27 protein-coding genes and 4 pseudogenes are annotated in these 24,111 nt (G+C 45.2%); 8 read left to right on the top strand and 23 right to left on the bottom strand.

The window, feature by feature from the left end; all coding sequences use genetic code 11:
- Positions 1-58: 58 nt before the first annotated feature.
- The 4 genes from M989_RS05935 to M989_RS26015 form a co-directional block, all read right to left on the bottom strand.
- Positions 59-2,710, bottom strand: coding sequence for a DotA/TraY family protein (locus M989_RS05935; RefSeq protein ID WP_064543292.1), 2,652 nt, complete (start codon positions 2,708-2,710; stop codon positions 59-61).
- A gap of 16 nt (positions 2,711-2,726) precedes the next feature.
- Positions 2,727-3,251 carry a hypothetical protein gene (locus M989_RS05930; protein ID WP_064543290.1) on the bottom strand — a complete coding sequence of 175 codons (525 nt, stop codon included), beginning with the start codon at positions 3,249-3,251 and terminating at the stop codon, positions 2,727-2,729.
- Positions 3,252-3,571: 320 nt separating this feature from the next.
- Positions 3,572-4,336 carry a hypothetical protein gene (locus M989_RS05925; RefSeq protein WP_064543285.1) on the bottom strand — a complete coding sequence of 255 codons (765 nt, stop codon included), beginning with the start codon at positions 4,334-4,336 and terminating at the stop codon, positions 3,572-3,574.
- Positions 4,337-4,633: 297 nt separating this feature from the next.
- The gene (locus tag M989_RS26015) at positions 4,634-4,873 is read right to left on the bottom strand and encodes a hypothetical protein (protein ID WP_209438754.1); all 240 of its coding nucleotides are present in this window, start codon (positions 4,871-4,873) and stop codon (positions 4,634-4,636) included.
- Positions 4,874-5,789: 916 nt separating this feature from the next.
- On the opposite strand from M989_RS26015, the gene M989_RS05920 reads away from it, so the two are divergent.
- On the top strand, positions 5,790-6,455 hold the full coding sequence (locus tag M989_RS05920) for a hypothetical protein (protein WP_064543282.1): 666 nt from the start codon (positions 5,790-5,792) through the stop codon (positions 6,453-6,455).
- Positions 6,456-6,668: 213 nt separating this feature from the next.
- Here the strand turns inward: M989_RS05920 and M989_RS26595 are convergent.
- From M989_RS26595 to M989_RS05880, 10 genes and pseudogenes are all read right to left on the bottom strand, one after another.
- Positions 6,669-6,821 (bottom strand): annotated as a pseudogene (locus M989_RS26595) (hypothetical protein); the annotation flags it as partial.
- A gap of 184 nt (positions 6,822-7,005) precedes the next feature.
- Positions 7,006-7,356, bottom strand: coding sequence for a DUF6404 family protein (locus M989_RS05915; protein ID WP_064543280.1), 351 nt, complete (start codon positions 7,354-7,356; stop codon positions 7,006-7,008).
- Positions 7,357-7,452: 96 nt separating this feature from the next.
- Positions 7,453-7,695 (bottom strand): H-NS family histone-like protein, encoded by a 243-nt coding sequence (locus M989_RS05910; protein ID WP_064543278.1) that lies wholly within the window; start codon positions 7,693-7,695, stop codon positions 7,453-7,455.
- A 69-nt stretch (positions 7,696-7,764) separates the two neighbouring features.
- Positions 7,765-8,115: a hypothetical protein gene (locus M989_RS05905; RefSeq protein WP_064543276.1), complete on the bottom strand. Its 351-nt coding sequence runs from the start codon at positions 8,113-8,115 to the stop codon at positions 7,765-7,767.
- Positions 8,116-8,154: 39 nt separating this feature from the next.
- Positions 8,155-8,361, bottom strand: coding sequence for a hypothetical protein (locus M989_RS05900; protein WP_064543274.1), 207 nt, complete (start codon positions 8,359-8,361; stop codon positions 8,155-8,157).
- Between the two features lie 84 nt (positions 8,362-8,445).
- Positions 8,446-8,742, bottom strand: a complete 297-nt coding sequence (locus M989_RS05895; RefSeq protein ID WP_064543272.1) for a hypothetical protein — start codon at positions 8,740-8,742, stop codon at positions 8,446-8,448.
- Between the two features lie 78 nt (positions 8,743-8,820).
- Positions 8,821-9,135 carry a hypothetical protein gene (locus M989_RS05890; RefSeq protein WP_064543271.1) on the bottom strand — a complete coding sequence of 105 codons (315 nt, stop codon included), beginning with the start codon at positions 9,133-9,135 and terminating at the stop codon, positions 8,821-8,823.
- Between the two features lie 180 nt (positions 9,136-9,315).
- The gene (locus M989_RS24400; protein ID WP_014639270.1) at positions 9,316-9,534 is read right to left on the bottom strand and encodes a helix-turn-helix transcriptional regulator; all 219 of its coding nucleotides are present in this window, start codon (positions 9,532-9,534) and stop codon (positions 9,316-9,318) included.
- 155 nt (positions 9,535-9,689) lie between these two features.
- Positions 9,690-10,556 (bottom strand): DUF6387 family protein, encoded by an 867-nt coding sequence (locus tag M989_RS05885; RefSeq protein ID WP_064543269.1) that lies wholly within the window; start codon positions 10,554-10,556, stop codon positions 9,690-9,692.
- Positions 10,553-10,888, bottom strand: coding sequence for an NIPSNAP family containing protein (locus M989_RS05880; RefSeq protein ID WP_042079569.1), 336 nt, complete (start codon positions 10,886-10,888; stop codon positions 10,553-10,555). Before M989_RS05880 ends, M989_RS05885 begins: the two co-directional genes overlap by 4 nt.
- A 483-nt stretch (positions 10,889-11,371) precedes the next feature.
- Here M989_RS05880 and M989_RS05875 point away from each other — a divergent pair.
- A pseudogene (locus M989_RS05875) lies at positions 11,372-12,109 on the top strand (integrase domain-containing protein); the annotation flags it as partial.
- Between the two features lie 58 nt (positions 12,110-12,167).
- On the opposite strand, the gene M989_RS05870 reads toward M989_RS05875, so the two are convergent.
- The 3 genes and pseudogenes from M989_RS05870 to M989_RS05860 form a co-directional block, all read right to left on the bottom strand.
- Positions 12,168-12,464: a DUF406 domain-containing protein gene (locus tag M989_RS05870; protein WP_064543267.1), complete on the bottom strand. Its 297-nt coding sequence runs from the start codon at positions 12,462-12,464 to the stop codon at positions 12,168-12,170.
- Between the two features lie 112 nt (positions 12,465-12,576).
- Positions 12,577-13,110 (bottom strand): hypothetical protein, encoded by a 534-nt coding sequence (locus M989_RS05865; protein ID WP_245191229.1) that lies wholly within the window; start codon positions 13,108-13,110, stop codon positions 12,577-12,579.
- Between the two features lie 127 nt (positions 13,111-13,237).
- Positions 13,238-13,530, bottom strand: a pseudogene (locus M989_RS05860) (transcriptional regulator).
- Positions 13,531-13,713: 183 nt separating this feature from the next.
- On the opposite strand from M989_RS05860, the gene M989_RS05855 reads away from it, so the two are divergent.
- Complete coding sequence (locus M989_RS05855) at positions 13,714-14,136, top strand: hypothetical protein (RefSeq protein WP_064543262.1); 423 nt, start codon at positions 13,714-13,716, stop codon at positions 14,134-14,136.
- A gap of 106 nt (positions 14,137-14,242) precedes the next feature.
- On the opposite strand, the pseudogene M989_RS05850 reads toward M989_RS05855, so the two are convergent.
- From M989_RS05850 to M989_RS05835, 4 genes and pseudogenes are all read right to left on the bottom strand, one after another.
- Positions 14,243-15,349: pseudogene (locus M989_RS05850) on the bottom strand (fimbrial protein).
- A 12-nt stretch (positions 15,350-15,361) separates the two neighbouring features.
- A complete protein-coding gene (locus M989_RS05845) occupies positions 15,362-17,815 on the bottom strand; it encodes a fimbria/pilus outer membrane usher protein (protein ID WP_064543261.1) in 2,454 nt (817 codons plus the stop codon).
- A gap of 80 nt (positions 17,816-17,895) precedes the next feature.
- A complete protein-coding gene (locus tag M989_RS05840) occupies positions 17,896-18,561 on the bottom strand; it encodes a fimbrial biogenesis chaperone (RefSeq protein WP_064543259.1) in 666 nt (221 codons plus the stop codon).
- A 68-nt stretch (positions 18,562-18,629) separates the two neighbouring features.
- The gene (locus M989_RS05835; RefSeq protein WP_064543257.1) at positions 18,630-19,163 is read right to left on the bottom strand and encodes a fimbrial protein; all 534 of its coding nucleotides are present in this window, start codon (positions 19,161-19,163) and stop codon (positions 18,630-18,632) included.
- Positions 19,164-19,804: 641 nt separating this feature from the next.
- On the opposite strand from M989_RS05835, the gene M989_RS05830 reads away from it, so the two are divergent.
- The 4 genes from M989_RS05830 (at position 19,805) to M989_RS05815 (ending at position 21,792) form a co-directional block, all read left to right on the top strand.
- Positions 19,805-20,104, top strand: a complete 300-nt coding sequence (locus M989_RS05830) for an ArsR/SmtB family transcription factor (protein WP_064543255.1) — start codon at positions 19,805-19,807, stop codon at positions 20,102-20,104.
- A gap of 13 nt (positions 20,105-20,117) precedes the next feature.
- The gene (locus tag M989_RS05825) at positions 20,118-20,639 is read left to right on the top strand and encodes a rhodanese family protein (RefSeq protein WP_064543253.1); all 522 of its coding nucleotides are present in this window, start codon (positions 20,118-20,120) and stop codon (positions 20,637-20,639) included.
- A 58-nt stretch (positions 20,640-20,697) separates the two neighbouring features.
- The gene (locus M989_RS05820; protein WP_064543251.1) at positions 20,698-20,877 is read left to right on the top strand and encodes a hypothetical protein; all 180 of its coding nucleotides are present in this window, start codon (positions 20,698-20,700) and stop codon (positions 20,875-20,877) included.
- A gap of 465 nt (positions 20,878-21,342) precedes the next feature.
- Positions 21,343-21,792 carry an L-alanine exporter AlaE gene (locus M989_RS05815; RefSeq protein ID WP_064543249.1) on the top strand — a complete coding sequence of 150 codons (450 nt, stop codon included), beginning with the start codon at positions 21,343-21,345 and terminating at the stop codon, positions 21,790-21,792.
- A gap of 39 nt (positions 21,793-21,831) precedes the next feature.
- On the opposite strand, the gene M989_RS05810 is transcribed toward M989_RS05815, so the two are convergent.
- Positions 21,832-22,176 (bottom strand): DUF2002 family protein, encoded by a 345-nt coding sequence (locus tag M989_RS05810; RefSeq protein ID WP_064543247.1) that lies wholly within the window; start codon positions 22,174-22,176, stop codon positions 21,832-21,834.
- Positions 22,177-22,326: 150 nt separating this feature from the next.
- On the opposite strand from M989_RS05810, the gene M989_RS05805 reads away from it, so the two are divergent.
- Positions 22,327-22,653: a DUF883 family protein gene (locus M989_RS05805; protein ID WP_064543245.1), complete on the top strand. Its 327-nt coding sequence runs from the start codon at positions 22,327-22,329 to the stop codon at positions 22,651-22,653.
- Positions 22,654-22,720: 67 nt separating this feature from the next.
- Here M989_RS05805 and pdxR read toward each other — a convergent pair whose 3' ends face one another.
- Positions 22,721-24,070 (bottom strand): MocR-like pyridoxine biosynthesis transcription factor PdxR, encoded by a 1,350-nt coding sequence (pdxR, locus tag M989_RS05800; protein ID WP_064543243.1) that lies wholly within the window; start codon positions 24,068-24,070, stop codon positions 22,721-22,723.
- Positions 24,071-24,111: the final 41 nt, after the last annotated feature.

Below are 24,111 nucleotides of genomic sequence, written 5' to 3'. Positions count from 1 at the left end.
GGACCGTGGCCCTCTTTTTATATCACATTATCTGTCATTACTTTCAGTGGGTGTCTTATCATTTAATGCTGCTGCCACTTGTAGCACTATTTTTATCATCCTCGCTCCCTTTTCTATCAGGAGCCTTGAAATTCTCTATTGAAGATGCTTGGACTTGTAAATTTATAGGCAGCAACGGTCTGTTATGTTCACCAAATGATACTGCCCTGTTAGCAGCCTTTTGAGCTACATTCATATAACCTGCTGCGCCCGCTTTATCACCAACAGCATCTGCTGCCTCAGCCGCATTGTAAGCCGAGTTAGCACTTTCAAGAGACTGATATTCATCCTGCTGATCCAGTGGGCCAGCATTACTCATATGAGTTCTGAATGCAGATCCCGTATCATTGGCTTTATTAGCCGCCTGTGCTTTCCCCTGTTGAGCTTGTTGCTGCTGTTGAAGCTCACGTTGCTGTTCACGATCTTTGTTGATTTGCGCATTCCTGACCTGATTACCCATCGCATTTGAGGTATGAGAAACCTGATCCAACACGGTTTTGGTAAACATAGCACCTTCTACACCTTTTGATGCCGACTGAGCGTAACCCGACATGCTCTGACCACCATGAACACCAAGCCACTTCATAATTTCATCAGGGATGATATGAATCAGTGAAAGTGATTTCTTCACTACCGTGAACATCATCGCAATATAAACAGCAATGAGAGCCAGTGACTCGATGATACCTATCCCGGCATTGGCTGACATCATGCCAAACGCGCCGGAGAATGTTTCATTGACGATCCCACCAAGGATAGGGAGCATCGTATAGGCTGCTATTAATCCTGTTATCATTAGCGCTGGTCGCATGGTTAACGATAAAACCAGACCATAACCAGCGCCACCACGACCCACTACGCCATCACCGTCTGGATGTAAATGTGTTATTACCCATAATGGTGCTGCGACCATAGCTTCAAGGCACAGGATCATCCAGCCAACGCAAACACCAAACCACATGACGTAAGGCAACATAGGAATAACGACGGCTAAGGTATCACCCGCTATCCATAATGGGATAACCAGTGGCATAACAATACCCATTGCGCCAAATGCTCCCGATACCCAGCTTGCAGTCCATGAAGTCCATGCACCAAGGCCTGCGCCAACAACTGCAGAACTCCCTAATAACGTCCAGCCAGCAGCACTGATCGTATCCCCAAGCCCTTTAACGGCTAATAATGGGTTTATCGCCTGTAAATTGGCAGCGGTTGTGTCGGTTGAAAACGAGACAATTTTCCCTTGTTTTCTGCCATTAATAACGCTGGAACTGAGAAAACCCGCCATTGCACCAGAAATGCTCTTATTGGCTTCACTTTGAAGAGAAGAAACAATTTTCCCGGCATCATCTGTTTTAGGGCCTGCACCACTTTTACCACTGGTATTCGCTTCTGTTCGGTTTTGCGCATCAATACCATTCGCATATCTTGAAGCTGTGGTTGATCTCGCCATATCCTGAGCCACTTTTGCCATAATCGCGTTCAGGCTGTTATCGAATATATCGCCGTATTCCATTGTCGCTTGTCCGGCTACAGGAAGATTATGAGCAGCTCCATTAATCGCATCCTGCACACGGATCAGTTTCATACTCCATGCGCCAGCCATAAACCATCCATCTTTCTGAACATTCTCTTTGAAATCATCCCACTGGTCGCCAGTAGAAAATGCCGTTCTGACAGCAGTATCAATAACTGATACATAATTCGCGGTAGCACCATTAATAACAGACTGAATATCAATATTATTATCAGCCACATACTTTTCAGCCAGCGTCTTCATACTGTTATTGAGGCCGATGAATGCGGCATTGTGTGCCTCAATAACATCTGAAATATTCGTCTTTATATCCTGTGGCATATAGGCCATATACATGCCGCCAGCAGCAATGGTAGCCTGCGCTTTAGCCTGTTCATCATAAGAAGCTTTGGCTTTGGGGTCTGTAAGCGTGATGCTTCCACATGCAGCCTTGGATACCAGTAAATTTTTATTCATATCATTACCGGCATTGCTGGCCCCATAACTGTATGTGTATAAATAGTCACCTTTCTCTGGCGTCATTTCAAACGCAGGCGTGACGTGTGGGAAGGGATCGGCTGCTGCTGATTTCTTCCATAATTCTCCCGCCTTCAACATACAGACGTTATTGATAAAAGCAGTTTTCGCTATACGGTCAAGTTCCTGATAAGACGCTGATGTTGTGATAACTGCTCCATCTGAGGGGTTAGAGGCGTAAGTATTCCAGACGGTATCCGCCAGACCGACTCCCTGATTAATCAGCCATAACACCATAACCTGAGCGGCACAGAAACCACCTGCTGCCGGGAGTATCATTGCCGTACCTAATGCAGTTCTTACGGGCAACCACATGGAAGACCATTTCTTACCCAGCATTTCTCCGTCATGTGCCGTTGACATGGTTCCGGCAATCAGCGTGTAGGCAGCTAAAATACCACCAACCAGCAAAACGGCGCTGTTAAGGATTGTCATTGTGCTGGCTAAGGGACTTTCCGCTAAATTGTCCGGGAATAAGATATCCAGAAACCACAGCTTTGATTTGTCTGTCTCCGGGACGGTAAATAAATCGGCGGCATAAGCTGACTGAGTTAATAACAGGCTAGCTAATATTGCTAATAATATCGACACTTCTTTTTTCTTTATATTTATCATCATTACATTCCTTTGCCTCTTACTTCATTGAATTACTGATGCTGCTCCAGACATCGGTTCCATTGACGGTTGCTCCCGATCCTGATGAAGAGCCAGTTCCTGTAGAAACACTTCCATTTGCGATATTCCCAATCACGGGCATATCAATAGAAATACTTTCGGATATACTTCCGGTCAGTTGACTGACTTTTTCTCTCGCAATCGTACAGGCTTTACTTATTGCTGCTTCCTTCGTTTTTTTAATTATTGAATCAACAGATGGCAGGCTGATGCCGAGGTTTCCCACAGGCCAAGCGTCCGTACAACCAATCGTCTCAAGCGACTGATTGATGTTATCCATGAAATTCTTCGCTACCGGCTCTAACTGAGCCGCATCCTGCTTCATTGCGTTATATTGCGCTTGTTTTAATGATGAGCTGACATCCGGGCTACAGACTGCTGCGTTAGCTGTGGTTGCTGAAATTAATATTGTTGCGGGAAGGATTATTTTGAAAATGCGTACACAGACATTTGTTCGCCATTTCTTTTTATTAAGTTTTTTCATTTGATACTCCTTTGATTTATTACATTTTATTCACCATATTTTCTTCTTCTGATTAAATAAAAACACAATGCCTTGTTAATATATATTAAATAAAACAGAATTAATCAAGAGGACGATAATTTAATTTGACAATGACTTTATTTTTGATTACTGTTTAAAAGTAAATAAATGATTACTCCAAAAAATTTATTACAATACTCTGAAGAGGCCAGTTTATCTGGCTTCTTTTAATTTAATAAGGCTTTAACCTTCCACATCCCAACATTTAAAATATGAATATATGTGTATAAAAAGTCCAGAGAAGTCGCGTTAATGGATTACTAAATATTATCCCAATCTAACGGTTCTTCTGGTGGCACAAGACTTGTGTTCTCTACAGAAGGGATTCCATTTATACTTTCACTCTTCGCTAACCCTTGAGACTTTTTAGCCTGCAATCTTGCGATTAACAAATCTATATCTTCTTGGTTATTAACTTCTTGCATAACTGCTTCAATTGACCTGTTTTTATCTTTAAGTTTGCTACTGCCGCCGCCATTGACAACTGTGCTTTCGGGTTGTTCTTCCATTGCTTCTTTCTTTTTTATAATCTCTGAAACAAAACGAGCACGATCACCATTAAAAACAATTGCGGGATTTATGAAATACCAGTTTTTCTCATTGGTTTTAGCAATAATACGTTTCTCGATGAGTTCTTTGATCCCTCTGTAAAAGATAGATTCAGACAAGACAAAGTGATCTATCTTTTCCGCAAGAGACATTGCTTTTTTACAGCTCAGGTAGAAATGATCTTTGCCTATCGCATCCTGATATATTCGTAAAAATATGAAAAACACTTTATATGCTGTTTTCGTGAGATCAAAGTATGCTTTTATCTGAGAGGTATAGAGTTTAATGAACTCTTCTTTATCGACCTCTTGCGTATGCACGATATTGGCGAAGTAGCTTTTACCTGTATCTTTCTTTTCGATAAGTTCTGTGCCTCTTGAAACAGTTAGATTTTTCTTTCTTGTTTCAATCTTTATCTCTGTCTCAAAGCAAAAAGGGTTTAAGCCTAAATCTAAATCAACTTCTATTTCATTCATCACGTTATTACCTCTTATCATTTTATCTTTAATTAAATACCATGCACAAAATAGATATCAAGTTTTTTGCATATTTTTTTGCGAAAATATTTTAGAAATCGCAAGTATTCCAGTGACTAGAATTTAAAACACAGTCATTTTTAGTTTATAAAATGACATAGAAACTGACTACAGAGTCAGGAAAGCTCACCGTGCAGTCAGGAATACTGACCACAGAGTCAGGAACACTGACCATACAGTCAGTCACGTATTTTCGTCATAAGTCTTATACCGCAAGGGCTACAGGCCGATTTTTTCTTAATTTAATTTTGCAAGAAGTAAGAGATAATACTTAAGAGGATTAAAAGAAACCGGGCGATTTTTATGATCGCCATACAGGGTTGCAACATTAAAAATGATTAGGTACTTATGAATGAAATTTATATTTTTATTGTAAAGCATTCCTCTCTGTTTGATTAAAATCCTTTTTTGATAATATCCACCATCTATGAGCTGAAGCTCATGTGCTGACGCACGGCTACGCCCTGACTCTGACATTAATATATTTTTTCTTGATAAAGTAGTTCAATATTTCTAGTAAAGGCGTAAAAGATCGGTTTTAGATCGTTTTATCATTCAGTTATAAAAAAATGATCCTATGTTTGAACATAGCATTACCGTGATAAAATATAAAATTCTCTCTTGATCGTATAGGAAAACTATATTTATAAAAGCAGCACTTAGTGATTGTTCAAGACAATCACATTGCTGGAGCAGGGTTCATCCCTGTTAGTGATGGATTTATCCAAAAAAGATCGCGTCGAAGACGCACATAAAGTAAAAGGCAAATTAATTAATCTCTCACAATAAAAGCAGCGATTCGTGATTGTAGAAAACAATCACTCCGGTGTAATAACAGAATAAGAAAAATAAACAGATTACACCATTGGTGCCATTTTCATAAGGCACAAATAAACTTCATCGCAAAACGTTTCTGGACAGATCAATTAAGAAATATTTCAATACAATTCATCCTTCATTGCTGAAAACCTCCAACGCCATTCATAAAACAGCAGGTGCCATTCAACAGGCACACATTCACTTTTACTATATTAAACTTATTACTATATTACAGTTGTTATTTCTCATATAAAACAACATATTACAGAAAAAAGGTTATAGGTTCCTATAACTATGGTTATCGATATCTATAACTATGATTATAGTTTACTATAACCATAGTTAGCAAAAACTATAACTATAGTTCCGCACTAAAACTATTATTCAATTACTGGCGGACATTCCACTCTAAGTAAACTTATTCCAGCCAGAAAGTAATAAGCTTTTTATCCATCATACTCAATGGATAGCTCTCCACTATTTTATAACTTTTTCCACTGATTTTTGACTTTGTTATTGACGATAGTGTTTAATCTGTTATGTATTAATAAAAAACAATAAAAGGAAATATACAATGACACAGATAGATTTTAAATCCCTTAGCAGTTTATCACCCTTTCAGCTAACACAGTATATTGATGACCATCATTTTACTACTGAACAGAAAGTGCAGATATTCGAACATTACCACAGCACACATAAAGATATTACCAATATCTATTCAAGAAAAGAAAACATCAAATCCATCAAGAAAGATGTTGATTATGTTCATATGTTCACGAAAAACTTCCAGCAGCTCGCAGAACTTGATATCTCAAAGAATGAATTAAAAGTTATCGCAAGGATCTTAAATATCATGGAGTTTGGAAACTGCTTTCATATCTCACAGGCAAAGCTATGCCGAGAGTTAGATATTAAAAAGTCAAATATGTCCCTTGTCTTTAAAAAGCTCAAAAAGAAAGGGATCATTATTGATAAAGAAGGAGATCTCTTTATGAACTCCAACATATTCCTTAAAGGACAAGCTCATTCTATTAACGCAAAACAGCGACCTAATGTCAAAAAGGCACAGGGATTTGTTGTTGATGAAAAGGAAAGATTTGAGAACGTTTATACTTTTAGAACAGATACGGATGAAAATAATGACGTAGACAGCAATATCCAGCTATCTACGGATGATGAAGTCTTGTCTCTACAACGCCCTAAGATACCCGAATGTCTATTTAATGAAGTAGAATAATAGATATTTTATCAAGGGTATTATATTGAGCGCTTCACTGTAATTTTACACTTAATCTTCAACTCGTAATATATAATATAACAATCATTTTATAATGAGGTTTTATATGAGAAAAGTAAAAACAGATAACTGTGAGTTAATCTAATATTTTGATATAGCCAATGAACTAAAAAATCAATTCCCGAAAGAAGAATACACAAACAATATGGTAAACTACGTTCTGATGCCGAGACCATCATCATACATCTCCCCAAGCAGAAATTGCGCGTCAACATCATTTTGCGCAGCCGCTTTTTCGTACCATGATTTTGATTGCTGATAGTCAATATCCAGTATTTCTCTATATAAATACATGAGACCCAAGGCATATTGAGCTTCTACATCTCCTTTTTCGCCTGCTCATTTCAACTTAGAAAGCTGAGAGTCCCTTTGATTGGTCGTACTGTAAACAATCGAAAGAAGTATAATAAATCCTGCTATTAGCCAATATTTTATTTTTCCCATTTCACACCCAGTCCATTTAAAGGCTATATAGCCTCTACAGAGATCTTTACTCCAGACTGTCCCAGTCTGGAAGATTGTTAACTACCTTTCGCCACCAATGATACGCAGCCATAAGAACACCAAAGCAAATACCTGCGACTATGCTTGAGACAAATGCAACGCCCGGTTGCATATCACTGTCCTTCCATGAAGAAAACCACATACAAATCCCCCATGCCGGACCAAACCATACCCCCATCAGCAAGGTTATTTGCCAGAATGAGGCAAAAGGTAGCGGTGGTATCTTGAATCCAGCTTTCCATGCGAGGCGTAGCAAGGGAGGGGCATAATTACTACGCCACATCTTCTTGCTTTCCATAATGGCAATAGCGTGTTCCTTTTTAGCTTCAAAGCTCATACAGTTCCCTCCAGATTCACCTAACTATCGATAAAAACCATTATAAATGATAATGATTATCGTTTCTACGTTTGTGTTCTAATAAAACTCAAATAGTCATTCCTTGAGATCCTCTGGTGAAACATGATCACATGTCATTTTCTCAAGTAATCTTTGTGCTCTTTTCATTCTCAACTTACGTGCTTTTTTCTCACCAATCTCCCGATAGTATTCTTCCCGGCGCTCCGCAACAACTTGGCGGAACTTCTTCAAAAACTGTTCCAGTGTTTTGATGTCGGTAGTAGCCGCTTCAGCTTGAATTTTTTTGTACATATACATAACATGGAATTCATCAATCATATTGGTTATCTCCGATTCTTTACAGGATTATTTCCCTCTGTACGAGGGAATATTCATAATATTTTAATATCAGATCACTGTGAACTTTAGCTTCCAATAAATAGGATCTTGATTTTTATCCTGCTTTAGATTTCTCATAACAAGTTCAATGATGTGTTCTTGATGCCAATATAATATTGTGGTTTTTAAATCTCTTCTATTGATATCAGATATATCATTTTTGATAGAGTATTTCTTCATCTCACGAGTTATCAAAATATCATATATGACGCCAGAAAGAAAACCTCCATTCAAGATATCGATTGCTGTTTCAGGATGTTTTTCATAAATAGCATATATCTCATCACAGTATCCTTGTAAGATGTTAGCAATAAGTTCGTTTTTTTCTTCTTCACTTTTATTAAATATAATCTCTTTCATCTTTAATCCTTATATCATGTTAATAGTTAGTAAAAGCAATTAGTTGTTATAATCGATATTTATGTTGACGGTTCCATATTCCAACCCTAAATCATTAACGAGTTCGTTATTAATAAATCGATTTAACTCGTCAAGCAAGTTGCTATCATCCATGATTTCTTCTACTGAATATCCCGTAATGGCAACAAATATTTCAAAACGCTCTTGAATAGCATTCATTACTTTTGGGGGTTCTTCGCACAACATACTTACTGCGACAGATATTGTATTTGTCGTTTATATTTCCCTTTTTATGTTTTGGTTTGGCCCGTTGTGGGGCAAGATTGGTTCTTATTTTCTAAAACCTTCTGAATACTCAACTAACATGGCAGCGACTAGTTCAAAGTTAACTTGATTAATATCACCATTGTTTCCTTCTTGAGCGGTGAATCTTTTAAAGTTATTCTGAATATGGTCAATAACATAAATAATAAATGGACTCATAAAATCTGGATCATCCAGATAATCATTAGCGTCCCCATCACCATTAACTTCCATGAACATATTCCAGCTTGCGGAAAACGATCTACATGCAAGGTCATAGAATAGTTCGGTTGATTTATTAACACCTATCTTCTCTTTAGACATATTTATACCCTCATAGTTAAATGCTTATTTAATTCATTGTGTTTTTATTAGCCCCTTACGGGGCCGAATACGCTGTTGTTAGCTCATACTAAAAAGTAATGCTTGGGTATGAACATATCTCATTTCATGCATAACTTTATCCATATCAACATAAATCAGTCTTTCTCTTTTACCCTCTTCTTCCATATGTTCATCAAAGCGTTTTGCCAGATATTCTTTAACATGCAAAATATATGACTCCGTTCTATCACTATCTAACATTATGGCTGCCAATACCTCATATTCTTCTTGTTCTTTATATATACGTATTCCTGTGATATAAAGATTCTTCGCCATAGCAGTAAAAACTTTAGTCGATGAGTCCTTAATGTTATTTAGTTCTTCAGTATTCATATAGTTACTCCATATTTTTTTGATGTATAGCCCCCTGCATTTTCATGCATTATTTTGAGAGCAGATTATTTTTTCGTTTTATTATGATGATAAGTTCGATTGTGTTTACATATGACCCCCCACGTTTATATTTTTAGTTAATAGACTAACCAGCTACCGAAACCATTATTATTTTGATTTTTAAGCTACTTTATTACGTGATAAAGTAATCTTTTCATCAATCCACTTATCTATATCACTCTCTAAGAATGCTATTGCTCTTTCACCAAGTTTTATTGGCGATGGGAATTCATTACGACTAATCAAACGATAAATCCACGCTTTACATAAACCAGTACGATTTAATACTTCTGGTAAACGAATAAGTCTTTTACTGTTTGATACTACATTAGTATTCATCTTTATCTCCTTCACGTTGTTCTCGATGGAGATAATTATCGTATTTTTTCTAGGAGCTAACTAGGGGTGTTCAGGCGAGAGATTTTAACGCTAAAGTGAGTTTTGATGAGTTTCGGGGAAGTTCAGCCAGAGTGAAGTTCCCCTTTTTTTGCTTTTTACTTTTCTTGTTCTTCTTGCTCGTCTTCAGGTAAGTAGTAGTTGATGAAACTCCACACTTTCCAATCCCTGTCAGAGTCGTATTTAACTATAAAATCGCCTAACGATTTGATGTAGCTCTGGTTGGTCATAAAACCTACAGCTAAAGGATAATCAGTATCTTTTACCATGCCTTCACTGCGGTTATTTTCACTAATCAGATGAGGGTAAAGCAGCCTCGCCAGTAACGCTATGCCAATCTTATTGCCAGTCTTTTTTTCCCAAAACATGAGGTCAAACATCGGTATGAGATTATATTTCATAACTTTTTTGATCGTACCGACCCCAAAGCGATAACCTCTTTCTTCATGTGGCTTAACCTTAAGCTCCTTCTTCCATCGCGGTATCATCGTTTTCAGATGCTCAATGATGTCTTCTGTAGAAGCCTCTGAGAGATGAATTTCAACAAACATGACATCTTTACTGATGCCCGCTTGACTAAGGTATTGCGAAAGCTGCCTTGACCTCTTAGCCTCTTCTTCCGGGCCAATAAGTCTATTCACCATATCAACAGCCCCAATGACATCTTTTGCACCAGCAATAGTAAGTGGATTTGCTATGTAGCTTGATGAAAGGATTTCTTCTGGCTTGTCAATTTTAGCGTCCTCATTAAAGAGGACTTTCCCGGACTGTATCTTCTGCTCATGATCATCAACAAGAGCTTTAAGTTGGGGTTTAAGCGAATCGTATTGGGTGAGCAGATTGTAAGCAAGAACACGTCTTTCTACTTCTATGTATATCTGTTCAACCGTCAGCTCGTTCAGCACATTATACTTGTCAACGTCGAACCATTTAGTCACTGCCTTTACTATTTCTGTTCTTGTCATTTTTTCCTCAACTCATTCACAGCAATTTGCGGAAGCGTCAATACTGACTTAAGACTTACTTCAATTCGACTGATGATTGCTTCTCGTGGGCCACTGCGCCAACCCGCACTCGCATAGAAATCATCAAGAACGCTTTTCATCTGTTCTTCACTTTCAAAAGCACGTATGAGGTAGTAGCTGTCAGCATCCTGCAGAGAGTTTCCGTACGCAACCACATCGATACCGTTCCGGGTATGAAGTGGAACACTGACTTCATGCATGATCTGATGAAAGTCAGATCCAGAATCTTTTTTCAGGGTGTATTGTAGTATTTCGACGATCCTATCCTTCATACCTTCTCCATCAATGACCATGAGAAACAGTTTCAATGACGCTAACGCATTCGGCTGATTAAAGGAAGAAAAGCTGACACGGATGATATGAGTTCAACTTCGAGTTGGTAGCTGAACTGGCTGATGTGTTACCTTTTGGCATAGTTTGGCGTCAAATGCTCAGCAGCTTCGTTTAATGGTTTCATCATTGAACCCCAAATAGAACCCTCAATTGAAAATCAATATTAAATAACAATATAAATCAATTAAATAAGAAACCAGTTACAGGGACGCCAGCCCAAAATTCTCCATCGATGATTACCAGAGTCATCCGATGAAGTCCTAAGAGCCCGCACGGCGCAAGCCCTGCGGGCTTTTTTGTGCCCTCAATTTGTCCCGCGAAGTCCGAAGAGAACTAATTAAATCCGAACCTTTTAGGCCCATTGATAGGCCCAACGAAAAGCTCTATTGTTTTCGTTGGGCCTAAACGCATGGAGACTCCCCATGGCAAGAAAAACTAAGCCGTTAACCGATACGGAAATCAAAGCCGCCAAACCTAAAGATGCCGATTACCAGCTGTATGACGGCGACGGGCTTACTCTGCTAATCAAGGCCAGCGGTAGTAAGCTCTGACAGTTCCGTTACTATCGCCCTCTGACCAAGCAGCGAACCAAACAGAGCTTCGGTGCCTACCCTGCAGTCTCACTTTCTGATGCGCGTAAACTCAAAGCTGAATCTCGAGTTTTGTTGGCGAAAGACATTGATCCTCAGGAACATCAGAAAGAACAGATGAGAAATTCTCAAGAGGCCAAAACCAACACTTTCCTGTTAGTTGCTGAGCGTTGGTGGAATGTGAAGAAAGCCAGCGTAACAGAGGACTATGCCGACGACATCTGGCGTTCGCTTGAGAGAGATGTTTTCCCAGCAATCGGTGATATCAGTGTCACTGAGATTAAGGCTCATACTCTGGTTAAAGCAGTGCAGCCGGTTCAGGCCAGAGGGGCATTAGAGACAGTTCGACGCCTTTGTCAGCGAATTAATGAAGTCATGATTTATGCGCAGAACACGGGCCTGATTGATGCGGTTCCCAGCGTAAACATCGGGAAAGCATTCGAGAAACCGCAAAAGAAAAACATGCCAAGCATCCGCCCGGATCAACTTCCACAGCTAATGCAGACTATGCGTACGGCTAGTATCAGCTTGTCTACAAGATGTCTGTTCATGTGGCAACTTCTCACCATGTATTAGCTCAGGCCTGCCGCCGTTCATCCACTGAACATACGGGCAGGCGCGCTTACACTCAGAATGCCGAACGTAGTGATAATTCAAAAATGATCTTTTCTGCCTGACAAGAGAATGTGACAGAAGCGTCCAGTTTTGCTTCGTTGTCGACCTTCAGAATCTGATACTCAACCTCTGGTTTCCCATCCGATGCCGCAGCAGAAGCCAGTTTCTGGATTTTAGCGGCCGCTAGCTCCGCTTCGTTTTCCGTTGGAAAAACTCGCTCGATTTGAAAGGTACAATCGTCATTTTCAATAATTGTACCAATATCGATTGCACACCCCTTGGTACTGCACTTATCAACAACATCTTTCATAATGATAACCTCGTATATTTGCTCTCAGGATAGGACGCTGCCGCTAGAAAATCCATACTTTTAGTGCGTAATCCGCCCTGCCCCTTCTGAACACCCGCCGAGGAAGCTATCCTTACTCCCCCATCATTTTCGCAAACCAGAACTTACAAACCCCATCTCGCACATTCCATTTCTTCGCCGGTTTGTCTTTATACTGCTCATACACTTTATCCAGATTATCGCTTTCGGATAGTTTTAAATCCTGCGGAATCTCCACGACGCCTTGATACGGTATGGCGACATAATGTTTACCAGCTTCGGGAATGAAAGCCGTTCGTGTGGCGATTTGATGGCCGCTGGAATTATCCATCACATACAGCGACCAGAAATCATTGGGACGAATCCGGCTTTCATATAAACGGTTCACCGTCCCTTCCATAAGATTATTACTGATATAAATAAGCTCCTGCTCTTTGTAGCAATCCTCTGCCTTAGTAAAACGCTGGAAATAGATTAGGCCATGATGCTGCTCGTTGAGCTGGGTATAAACCACCGCAGCATCCTGCCCGGAGTAGGCTTGATACCGTTTTGTGCCTACCGGCCCCGGAGCACAGGCCGTGGCCAGTAAAGCTAATCCAACAACCATCCCAGAATATAAATGACGCACGTTCGCCTCTCTTAGCCATTATTTATTATTTTGTATATCGACAAAAGGATATGTTTCCCGGTTATTTATCGCCAACTCCCAATATTAGTGGGCGGTTATAAAAGCGCAAACGGTGTTATTAGCAGAATCATCTCATAGATATGAGAATGCAACTCAGCCTGCTACCACCACGTTTTCGATAGCGGTGGTACTGCAGGCCAACTCATCCTCCACCGCGTAAAAATAGGCCTCCGGCACATCCAGTACAGCGGCAAGTTTACAGACCAGCCGAAAATCGGGCGCGAGCACCTCGTTCTCATAAGAGCTGATACGCGCGCTCGCAGACTCCTCATCCAGCCCCGCCGCCCCCCCTAACTCCGCCTGCTTGAGATACGCAGATCCTGCCGCGCTGGACGAATTTCGGCACCCGATTCGTTTGATACGCCTTGTCCGGGCTGTCGTATGAGCGTAGCCCGGACGACGAGCTGGAAATGCAGGCGTGGCCGATGACGGCGCTCATGCTGGAGCGCTGAACACAATGATTCACTTACAGTTTATTCCTAAAGCCACGGAAAATTGCCCGTGTCATGATTGCTCAGGCTCACACACCGATGAGGATTTATGATGAAAAAAACAATAATCGCACTCTCCACTCTTCTGCTGGCTTCACCGGTATTTGCCGCGACCACACACGCCACTGACGAAACGGTCGCCGCAGCACAGGAAAACGCCAACACCGCGAAGGAAAAACTGCATCAGGCGCAGAATCAGGGTGAAGAGCTGAAACTGAAATCAAAACATGCCGCCGAAGGGAAAAGTGACAGCGTCGGCAGCCAGGTAAGTGAAGGCGCTCAGAAAACCTGGCATAAAACCAAGGAAGGGACGGAAAAAAGGTGGAACGCCACCAAAGAAGGCGCGCAGAAAGGCTGGGATAAGACCAAGGAAACCACCGAGAAAGGATGGGATGCCACCAAAAAAGGTGCCCAGGAAGGCTGGGATAAAACCAAAGACGGCGCCGCTGAGCTTGAGAAAAAAATTAGCGAATAACCTGACATTCACACAAACAAGCCGCATTCGCGGCTTTTTTTATATTCCGCGCATTGTCGCCAGCGAAAGAAGAATACGCAGAAAACGGGCGTTTTGCCCGTCACCATTAATTATAAATAAGCGTAAACGTCGCCATGCTGTCCGCCGTCCCGGCGTTAACCACATTGCCGGTCTGCACATAATGGGCAGAGAAATTAATTCGCTCTGCGCTGGCGGCGTTACTTGCCGCCACCTTTTTCAATATCGGAAGGTTCGTGGCTTCATTAATTTTCACCGCCGTACCGGCTGCCGGGGCTGGCGCGCCGTTATTGCCGTAGTTCAGTGCCACACCAACGCCGCTGGCCGCCGCGCTGGTCTTTGTTAATGCCAGAACATTCGGCTGCCCGGATGCATCCTCTACACCAAAGAAGCCTATCCGTACCTCGGTCGGCTGAGAGCAGTAAACCGGAATAGCAAACGTCTGGGCGTTACCTCAGGTCGTGCCAATACCTTTAAATTCGGATTTATTGACTGAACCTAACGCCACATGAATCGTGGAAGTGGTGACCTGGCAGCTCCCGCTGGCACCGATATCGATGTTAAGCGCCGATAGCCCAAGGAAGGTTGGCGACGTGCTGGTCGTGGTTTTCCCCGATGCGGACTGCAGTTCCATAAACAGTTTCCCAACCTGCGACTGTGCATCCACGTTGGTATGGTTTCCTCCGCTCAGCTGTATGTCGCCAGTTTTATAGAAGGTCACATAAGCCTTAATGATCACCTCTTTCATGCTAAGTAGCGCCGGTATATCGTGACTGTCGCAGATGGTTGCCGACTCACTCCCCGCCGGAGAGGAACTTCCATCAATGTAATGCACCGCGCCGCCATTGCACTGAACCCCCAGCGAGTAACCAAGACCGCGCAATTTACTGGCAAAAATATGCACCCCATTCACCGCCGTCGCCGCCCCCTGGGTATCCATTTGCTGATACACCACGCGCTTCCACCCGGCGGCGGGGATCGCTAAATCACAAGAAAAGCGGACACCGCTGCCATTATCCGCCATCGAATGGGACATCTGCGAATTGACCGGCAGCGTAGGCAGGTATTTGATGTTCTGCGTGTTCACGGTCATATCACCGATGGTATTACTGCAGCTTTCTGCCCAGGCTTGCGGGCTGTTCGCCCCCAGCATGAGCAGAACAAGAACGCAAAAGCTCCGAAAACCGATGTACATACTCAAGCCCTTTTATAAACAGACCGCGTTCACCGTGTTGACCGGATTACGCTGTGGATGATTGGAAAGATGGAAATGAACCGCACAGCTTTGCGCAATATGGTTTACGTCCCAGCGCACAATCAGGGTGCCATCATCCGGAACGCCGCTGAGGTAAACCAGCCCCTGCTCTGCCACAATTCCCGAGTCAGCGCCCTCTACGCCAGAAAGCGTTGCGCTCGCGCCAAACGGCAGCGGGCCATTTTTGCCGCGAAGCGTGAACAATACGCGGTGCCCGATATGTGTCTCATAATCAGCCTCGACAATCGCACCGCCTCCGGGGATCACCGTCTGCCCTTCCAGTTCAACCTCGGTGTCATCCGCCATTGATTCGGTATCCAGGCTGATATCATTCTTACGATACGCCGTGAGCGTCGGCACGATGGCATAGCCACGCCAGTCGGTATGGAGATCGGTGCCATTTTGAATCGCCACGTTATCAGCCCCGGGAGCCCGGACGATGGCAAAACTGTCACCGGTATACTGGCCCAGAGCCACACCGTGAGGATGCGCCACAATGGCTCCGGACGCGCCCCAGTTAATCTGACGGGTGGTTCTATCACGCTGATAGCCAAGCTGTGCTTCGCCATAGCCGCCACGATAGTCCAGCGACACGCCGCTGTTGCTACCCTGACCATGACTGCCGTAGCCCTGTTGCACGGTGTAGTAGAGGTTATTTTTCTCCAACGCAGAGCCGTACAGCGAGGCCTGCTGCGAGGTATAGCCGTTTTTATCGGAGGTGGTACTGTAGCTAACGGAAGCATCCGGCAGCATCTTGCCTAATGGGATATTGACGTTAAAAGAGAACGAGCGGTCATTTTTATTGCTTTGCGACGATTGCGTATAGTAATACCCCACTCCCCAGGAGACGCTTCGCCAGGCGCTATAGAAACCCACATGAACGGTCTGATCGTGTCGCGTGGAATGCCAATAGGTTTGCGTCCAGGCAGAAGCGGACAAGCTACCTGCGCCCCCCAGCGTTTGCGACAGCGAGATCTCCTCACGATTACGCTTGTTGTCCGTTTCGCCATAACGTCCCTCAAGGGCGTTGGCTTCGCTAAAATCGTAGTAACCGTTGGAAGAGTAGCGATAGCTTGCAAGACTCAGCGTCGTGCCGGTAGTCACGAAGTCTTTTTGATACTGTAAGCGCGCCGAATGGCCGTTATAACGCTGTCTGGAAGGCGTACGGGTCACCGCGCTGGTGTAATCAACGCCCAGCGAGCCCAGCACGCCAAATCCCCGCCCCGCGCCGACCGACCAGGACTGGTAATCCTCCGCAATTTGCCCGCCGCCATAAAGCGTCACACCTGCGTGCAGGCCGTAGAATAGGGTCGACTGCATGAACTGCGGACGGCGGGTCTGGGGTTGCGTGGAGTAAAAACGCCCCGCGCTGACGCTATATTTTATGCGTCCCTGGCGCAGCATAAACGGCACCGCTGAAAACGGTTGGGTAAATTTCCGCTCTGAGCCGTCGCTCTCTTTCACCGTCACATCCAGATCGCCGCTCTGCGAAGTCGGATACAGATCGTTAATGACAAATGCGCCCGGCGCGACAAAGGTTTCATAAATGACATAGCCATGCTGAGAGACGGTCACTTTGGCGTTACTGTGGGCCATGCCGCGAATCGTCGGCGCAAAGCCGCGCTGGCTATCCGGCAGCATCTCTTCATTGGACATCAGCTGAATGCCGCGAAACTGCACGCTATCGAAAATATCGCCGCTGGTATAGGTGTCGCCCATGCGCAGCTGACTCTGTAAAGCGCGCACGTCATGCTGTAGATAGGTGCTTTGCGAACGCCAGCGGCGCGTTTTGTCGTACTGCATCGCGGCAATATTGCGCAACCGCCAGCCGCCCAGGTTAATTCCGCTACGCAAGTTTAAATAGCTGGAGCGAAAGTCACCGCCGCTTTGCTGCGTCTGCGCACCGGTCAGGTTGTAGTCGACAAATGCAGCAGGAATGCCATCATCCCAGCGGAAAGGGTCGACATCACCATGGCTTTGCAGATTCATCGCCGCCTGCGGAATGCTCAGTTTGAGTCGCTGCTCGGTGAAATCAAACGTGCTGGAAGCGTCGGGAATGAACTTGCCGATCAGGCTGAAGGTTTCCCCTTCATGCAGCGAGTCAAATGCCGAAAACGCGCTAACGTTTACGCCATACTCGGCCAGTTGGGCCGGCGTTAAAAGTGGCTGCAGCCGGCCATTAACATCGACAAATTCAATGGTTTCATGGCCCATTTGCTGGTTATTAACCCACACGTCCACCGGATAACGCCCCGGTTGCTGGCCGCCGGGTTTTGCGAAATAGTGCAGATCGGCCATTTTCTGTTGCGGGTCGGAAAGCTCTAATGCCGAAGGGTCAAAATCGTCCTCGGCCCGCGTAGCATTGTGGTAGCACAGCAGCAGCAACGCCGCGGGAATCCAGGCCATAAGCGGATGACGGCCAATGCCAGCCTCATCAAACGCATTGTCGGAAGTTCTCTTTTTCACGATGGGAGTTGTCAGCAAGATTACTGTTGCGCGGAGTCTGTAATGCCGCCAAAGTCGTTAATCGCTCGCCACTTCACGACGCCTGAACGCGTGACTGGCCACGATTGATCGCTGAAGGGGGCAATCATGCCTGGCGATTCCAGTTCCTGCCCACCAACAGACAGTGAAAAGAAGGAAACAAAATACGCGGTGGGGTTATGGGCAACCAACCGGTTTCCCGTCGTACTGAATGTCAGCGCTTGCCAGGCGCTTTCCGCCTCGCCCGCTAAATTTTTCGGCCGATAGAAGATCTTAAACTTCGATTTAATATTGACCTGCAGCTTATTCACATCATCTTTTTGCGTTGGAGCAATACTTTTCACATTCAACCAGAATACCGATTCACGATCGGTGGGTAATTGTGCTCCAGTATAATTAATTCGCAGCATATTTTTCTGTTCAGGTTCCAGACGAGATAGCGGCGGCGTCACAATAAACGGCGGCTGCCCCTTATCCGTGGTCAGATAATTTTCCACCCATGACTGAACTAAATAAGGCATTGCGGCATCGGCATTCGTAACAGAAATAGACGCCTCACGTTTACCTTCTTCATAAATAACGCGGATGCCCCCCATAACGATCCCCGCATGAGCACCAGATGAAATGATAAATAAAGAAATAGCCAGACTCGCGATAAAACGATTCATTGGGAAAAACCAGATTTAAAGAATAAAAGAGAAATTGAGCAGAAGCCGCCTTCTGCTCAGAGCTTTAATTAGTTGTAAATCATATTAAAGGTAGCAGTACCGTTTGCCGCCCCGGTGGTAACGGCTGTACCGGTGGCCTTGTAGTCGGCATAGAAGGTCAAATCGGCGGTACCGGTGTTGGCACCTGATGCCCCAGCGGTGACCGGGTATTTATCACTTACCTTACCCAGAGTGACTGGTTTACTTTGGTTCGCTTCATACAGTTTGATACCGACCCCCGTTGCACCACCAGGGGCAATTGCCAGTAATGTCGTGTCGATCTTGTCTTTGTTGCCATCAAACAGCACGGCAACCTGGGTTACCGAACTTGGGCAATCCTGGACGCTAATTTGGAAGGATTTTTTGGTCGTCTCGACGCCAGAGCCGGTAAAGTAGGATTGTGCCCACGTGCCAAGATCGACCTGCGGGTTTGCACTGCCGCTGGTCACGTTACAAGAAACATCCGTAATGGACCCGGTGAATTCGACCTGCCCGCCCTTACCTTGCGTAGAACCCGCAGCCGCTACCGCCCCCGATACCACTAAGCCGATGACACTTGCCATAATACGAATTTATGTTTTCATTCTTCATCTCTGATTGATATGCATTGATGCTGACGGTTGCCGGGTAAAAACGATTTATCCGCGCATCGCCGTAAAGCCCTCCATGATTATTAATCTTCGATTCCATCCACAGGGTATTAAACAAGTAATCGCCCTCCATGCCTTATTAAAGACGGAGAGTGTTTTTATTTATAAATTAAGGCTAATCGTCAATATCTTATGTGCATTAGAAATGCGACATCGATCATATCTGCATTGAAAATCAATGCAACAAACAATTACGTAAAAATATCGTAAAAGAACCATCTATTTACTCTCAAAAATAAATAATAATCACTAAATGTTATCTACTAATGATGTTCAAAGTGTAGATACTCAATGCATAAACAAAAGTCATTAACACTCTTTCTTAAAACTTAACGAAATTAACGTCACAAGGCATGCCATCAAATTGCCTGCGTAACAAAAAGTGCTGAGCACGCACGAAAGTAGGAATAATCTTAATATTGTCACCACCCGGACTTTTCAAATACTGATAATAACCACACTAAGCAATAAGTACATTACCAACACAACACGGCTTGTCATCCCTCCCTCTTTAGTTTAGAGTCTTCTTAATTAAGATAAACCTAAAATAAACTATGAATGAAATCGATTTTCTGCAGGCTCGCGCCAGCGAAGCCGCCACGCTACTAAAAGCGATGAGCAACCCCCACCGGCTGCTGATCCTTTGTATGCTGTGCGATGCGCCAGGCACTAGCGCCGGCGATCTCGCGAAAGTGACGGGCTTAAGCCCCTCAGCCACTTCTCAACATCTTGCGCGCATGCGCGAAGAGGGGCTGATTGACAGCCAGCGCGCCGCACAACGCCTCCACTATTTTATTAAAAACGACGCGGTGAGGCAGATTGTTGCCACCCTAAAAACGCTCTTTTGCCCTTGAGGAAGACCTGAACATGACCGTTGAATACCTCTCTCCACAAGCGGCGCTTACGCTCCTTGAGCAAGGTGCCATCCTTATCGACATTCGTGATACCGACGAATATGCGCGTGAACACATTCCGGTGGCCCGATCGTTTCCGCTCTCATCCATCGAAAAAGGGCAGAGGCTTCAGGCGTCAGCTGGCAACATCGTGATTTTTCACTGCCAGTCCGGCAATCGTACGCGTAACAACGAGGCGCGACTGGTTGCCGCCGCAGCACCTGCAGAGGTCAAAATAGTTGACGGAGGGATCGACGCCTGGCGGCAGGCTGGCCTGCAGACGGTCAAAGATAAATCACAGCCGCTACCCCTTATGCGCCAGGTACAGATCGCCGCAGGCATGCTAATTTTACTGGGCGTCCTACTGGGTTATAGCGTTTCCAGCGCCTTCTTCTTGCTAAGCGCATTCGTGGGCGCAGGCTTAACCCTGGCTGGGGTAACCGGCTTTTGTGGTATGGCGCGGCTGCTAGCCGTGATGCCGTGGAACAGGCGGTAAAATCTATCGCCGCTACGGCAAAGTTGATGAAGATAAGAGACAACAAAGGAGCACGTTGATGTTTGCACCTGGCGATCTGGTCCAGCCTAAAATGGGCGGTCCAAAATTAAAGGTTATTGAAGCCCATGAAGACAGCATTGTGGCCGTCCAGGCCAGCGATGAACACGGTAAGCAATACACGCTGAAAAACGATGACGTTGCCCCGTATCGTGAAGAAGGCGACTTTGGCGTTTGCTAAGACCTCCCCCGCGGTGAGCCTAGCTCACCGCCTCTCCTCACGAAACTGAATGCTTACCCACAAATCACGCATATCCTCCAATACACCCCACCAGCGTTTAATGCCAAAAAATAGCCTTTTAGTCAGATAAAAACACCGTTAGTGACGAAAATCACAATAATTTTAGCATTAGCGCGCTAGCAGCAATAAACCCCTACGCTCCCGACACTATTAACCATTCGATAACAAAGCATAATGTAATGATTTTTAAGACAAAAAACGGAGTTAAAAACAAAAATAGCGCACAGGTTAAAAAACAACCAAAAACAGAGTATTTTATTGATAAAAACGCATTAAATAAAAATATTTCACTAGTTGTTTGTTTTATTGTAGATGGATAATCTATACACGTTGAACAAACCAACCCAAAACGCCAACAAACACGTTTTCTCTCAGTTTTAACGTTCATTTTCGAGGAGCATACCGATGTTCTCTGCGCAGTCACGCCTGCGTCATGCGGCAGCAGACACTTTCGCCATGGTGGTCTACTGTTCCGTCGTGAACATGATGATTGAAATATTTCTCTCGGGAATGACCTTCGAGCAGTCACTTTCGTCTCGACTGGTCGCGATTCCGGCCAACATTATTATTGCATGGCCGTACGGTATCTACCGTGACTTCATCATGCGCCAGGCCGCGCGAATCAGCCCGGCTGGCTGGATGAAAAGAGTGGCGGATCCGCTAGCGTACGTGACTTTCCAGTCGCCGGTATACGTCTTGATTCTGCTGAGCGTGGGCGCCGATTGGCATCAGATTGCCGCAGCGGTCAGCTCAAACGCGGTCATATCGCTGGTGATGGGCGCCGCTTACGGCTACTTCCTCGATTTCTGCCGTCGCTTGTTCCGCGTCGAGCAATACACGCAAGCAAAAGCCTGATAGCAGGGTAATAAGAGACTGGCCATGCCAGTCTCTTATTTAGATATTCTCGCCAAAAAGCCCATCTAAGAAACGTTCTAAAGCCATTCGTGAACTAAAGCCGTGCGGAATACCGTAATGCTGTTCAACATCGCCGCCAAGGTACAACGGAAACTGTTCGTAGTGATCGCACGCTTTAATATCAGATGCCGGTTCGGCAAATTTAAAGCTACGGTCTTTGAGCGCCGGGTGAATGATCAGGGCGGTGCGCCCCATCCGCGCTTCGCGGTTGACGTAAACATAATTTTCACCCCGGCGATAGCCGTAGGCTTTGGCGGTTACCGCATCCATGGTAAAGCCCGCTTTTTCAAGAACGCGCGCCACCTCATCAGGTCGTAGATACATATTTTTTCCTCGTCATCTTTTACTGCATCGCCACCTTACATGAATCAGTATTCGCCTCGCTTTCAGATAAATCCATAAACACGTTAAATCACGGCAATTTATAGCGGATGACCTACACTTAACGCTCCAGCAAATTTCGTGGAGGACGTTATGCCCAAATTATTTAACCGTAATGAAGCAGAAGATGAAGCACAGGATATTCATAACGATGTCAGCCAATTAGCCGATAGCCTGGAGGATATTCTCAAGAGCTGGGCCAGCGAGAATAAAGATGAAGTGGAAACTGCGCGCCGCAAAGCCAAAGCGTTGCTGAGTGAAACCCGCGCTCGTATTCATGGCCGCAGCCGTTTACAGCAGAGCGCCTGCGATGTTGCCGATACCGCGGATAGCTATGTTCGCGATAAACCGTGGCAAAGTGTGAGCGCTGCCGCGGCAGTGGGTATTTTTATTGGCGTATTATTGGGATCGCGCCGATAATATAACCATAACGATGTTGATAATAAAAACGCGTCTACCCCGGAGTATCTTTGATGCTCCGGGGTTTTTATTTTATTGCTCGCCTTAGCGCCGCAACCTGTTCATTTGCCATCGCCTGTGAAGCAATATTGGTAAAACTCATAATCAGCCCGGCACCTCCACAATGAGCCATGCGCCAGTCGTTAACCGCCTGCACCGCCAGGCCCGCCTCTCGCGCCCGACGCGCCATCATCCGGTCATCCCCGTCAACCGACACCACCAGTTGGATGCCCCCCAGCTGTTCCACCACCTGAAAACCGTGCGCCACAAGCGCCGCTTCAAGCCAGCGACGACGCTGGGCATAGTGAAGGCGCATTTTCTTCAAATGCCGCCAGAAGTGACCTTCACGCAGGAAATCTGCCAGCGTTTGCTGCCAAAGCAGTGGCACCGGGCAAGCCACCCGTTGAGCCTGCCGGCGGAACGCCGCCACCAGCGGCATCGGCGCCACCAGCCAGGCGGTACGCAACGCCGGAAATAGCGCTTTGCTGAATGTGCCGATATAAATGACCCGCTGCGGTGCATCCAGGCTTTTCAGCGGCGGCAGCGGTTTGCCGTGATAGCGGAACTCGCTGTCATAATCATCTTCAATCACCCACGCCTGATGATGCGCTGCCCAATCCAGCAGCTGTCGCCGCCGCGGCAGTGACAGCGCGACGCCCGTCGGGCTTTGATGCGCGGGAGTCAGTAGCGCAAAACGCGTATCGGCAGCATGTTTGAGCGCCCAGTCAACGTCCATCCCTTCGGCATCGACAGGCACCGGATGCAGCGTCACGCCTTCTTGCTCGATGGTGGGACGAATCAGCGGAAAGCCGGGGTCTTCGACCCACATCCCTTCACCACGCCCCGACAGAGCCTGTAGAGTCAGGCTCATAGCGGCCGCATAGCCCGAGGTGATAAATACCTGCTCGGCTTCACATTCAATACTTCGCGACAATCGCAGGTATTCAACAATCGCCTGGCGTAACGCCCTTTCGCCACATACATCGCCAAGCGCTAAATCAAAACGCGTTTGCGTTCGCAGCCGACGCCCCATCACACGGGACCATATTCCGCGTGGAAAGAGGTCGAGCGCGGGTAGCCCCAGTTGAAACGGTTGTGGCTGAAACTGTTCGCCACCAAAGCCAAGCGGCTCAGCTGGCGCAGTCTCCAGTGTTAAGTGATCGCTTACATACGTACCGGCCTGCCCACGTCGCTCAAGCCAGCCTTGTGCCACCAGTTCGCCATAGGCGTTCTCCACCGTCACGCGTGAAACGCCAAGTTCCTGAGCATAGAGACGGCTTGATGGCAGACGCCTGCCTGCCGCGAGCTCCCCTTGTTCAATCGCCGTCTTCAGCTGGCGAGCTATTTGCCGGTAACGCGGTTCGCTCTTCTGCTTCATGGTCTTATTTTTTACTCTTAATATGGCCATCTTTCTAAGAC

It is taken from the genome of Kluyvera georgiana ATCC 51603 (genome assembly GCF_001654985.1).
In the GTDB taxonomy this organism is placed as follows: domain Bacteria; phylum Pseudomonadota; class Gammaproteobacteria; order Enterobacterales; family Enterobacteriaceae; genus Kluyvera; species Kluyvera georgiana.
Note: the sequence above shows the minus strand (reverse complement) of the source record. Positions and strands in the feature narration are given on the sequence as shown.

Bases quoted from the DNA above. Each gene is read 5' to 3' on its own strand.
- M989_RS05935 (WP_064543292.1), bottom strand. From the start codon at position 2,710: ATGATGATAAATATAAAGAAAAAAGAAGTGTCGATATTATTAGCAATA.
- M989_RS05930 (WP_064543290.1), bottom strand. From the start codon at position 3,251: ATGAAAAAACTTAATAAAAAGAAATGGCGAACAAATGTCTGTGTACGC.
- M989_RS05925 (WP_064543285.1), bottom strand. From the start codon at position 4,336: ATGAATGAAATAGAAGTTGATTTAGATTTAGGCTTAAACCCTTTTTGC.
- M989_RS26015 (WP_209438754.1), bottom strand. From the start codon at position 4,873: ATGTCAGAGTCAGGGCGTAGCCGTGCGTCAGCACATGAGCTTCAGCTC.
- M989_RS05920 (WP_064543282.1), top strand. From the start codon at position 5,790: ATGACACAGATAGATTTTAAATCCCTTAGCAGTTTATCACCCTTTCAG.
- M989_RS05915 (WP_064543280.1), bottom strand. From the start codon at position 7,356: ATGAGCTTTGAAGCTAAAAAGGAACACGCTATTGCCATTATGGAAAGC.
- M989_RS05910 (WP_064543278.1), bottom strand. From the start codon at position 7,695: ATGATTGATGAATTCCATGTTATGTATATGTACAAAAAAATTCAAGCT.
- M989_RS05905 (WP_064543276.1), bottom strand. From the start codon at position 8,115: ATGAAAGAGATTATATTTAATAAAAGTGAAGAAGAAAAAAACGAACTT.
- M989_RS05900 (WP_064543274.1), bottom strand. From the start codon at position 8,361: ATGTTGTGCGAAGAACCCCCAAAAGTAATGAATGCTATTCAAGAGCGT.
- M989_RS05895 (WP_064543272.1), bottom strand. From the start codon at position 8,742: ATGTCTAAAGAGAAGATAGGTGTTAATAAATCAACCGAACTATTCTAT.
- M989_RS05890 (WP_064543271.1), bottom strand. From the start codon at position 9,135: ATGAATACTGAAGAACTAAATAACATTAAGGACTCATCGACTAAAGTT.
- M989_RS24400 (WP_014639270.1), bottom strand. From the start codon at position 9,534: ATGAATACTAATGTAGTATCAAACAGTAAAAGACTTATTCGTTTACCA.
- M989_RS05885 (WP_064543269.1), bottom strand. From the start codon at position 10,556: ATGACAAGAACAGAAATAGTAAAGGCAGTGACTAAATGGTTCGACGTT.
- M989_RS05880 (WP_042079569.1), bottom strand. From the start codon at position 10,888: ATGAAGGATAGGATCGTCGAAATACTACAATACACCCTGAAAAAAGAT.
- M989_RS05870 (WP_064543267.1), bottom strand. From the start codon at position 12,464: ATGAAAGATGTTGTTGATAAGTGCAGTACCAAGGGGTGTGCAATCGAT.
- M989_RS05855 (WP_064543262.1), top strand. From the start codon at position 13,714: ATGAAAAAAACAATAATCGCACTCTCCACTCTTCTGCTGGCTTCACCG.
- M989_RS05845 (WP_064543261.1), bottom strand. From the start codon at position 17,815: ATGGCCTGGATTCCCGCGGCGTTGCTGCTGCTGTGCTACCACAATGCT.
- M989_RS05840 (WP_064543259.1), bottom strand. From the start codon at position 18,561: ATGAATCGTTTTATCGCGAGTCTGGCTATTTCTTTATTTATCATTTCA.
- M989_RS05835 (WP_064543257.1), bottom strand. From the start codon at position 19,163: ATGGCAAGTGTCATCGGCTTAGTGGTATCGGGGGCGGTAGCGGCTGCG.
- M989_RS05830 (WP_064543255.1), top strand. From the start codon at position 19,805: ATGAATGAAATCGATTTTCTGCAGGCTCGCGCCAGCGAAGCCGCCACG.
- M989_RS05825 (WP_064543253.1), top strand. From the start codon at position 20,118: ATGACCGTTGAATACCTCTCTCCACAAGCGGCGCTTACGCTCCTTGAG.
- M989_RS05820 (WP_064543251.1), top strand. From the start codon at position 20,698: ATGTTTGCACCTGGCGATCTGGTCCAGCCTAAAATGGGCGGTCCAAAA.
- M989_RS05815 (WP_064543249.1), top strand. From the start codon at position 21,343: ATGTTCTCTGCGCAGTCACGCCTGCGTCATGCGGCAGCAGACACTTTC.
- M989_RS05810 (WP_064543247.1), bottom strand. From the start codon at position 22,176: ATGTATCTACGACCTGATGAGGTGGCGCGCGTTCTTGAAAAAGCGGGC.
- M989_RS05805 (WP_064543245.1), top strand. From the start codon at position 22,327: ATGCCCAAATTATTTAACCGTAATGAAGCAGAAGATGAAGCACAGGAT.
- pdxR (WP_064543243.1), bottom strand. From the start codon at position 24,070: ATGAAGCAGAAGAGCGAACCGCGTTACCGGCAAATAGCTCGCCAGCTG.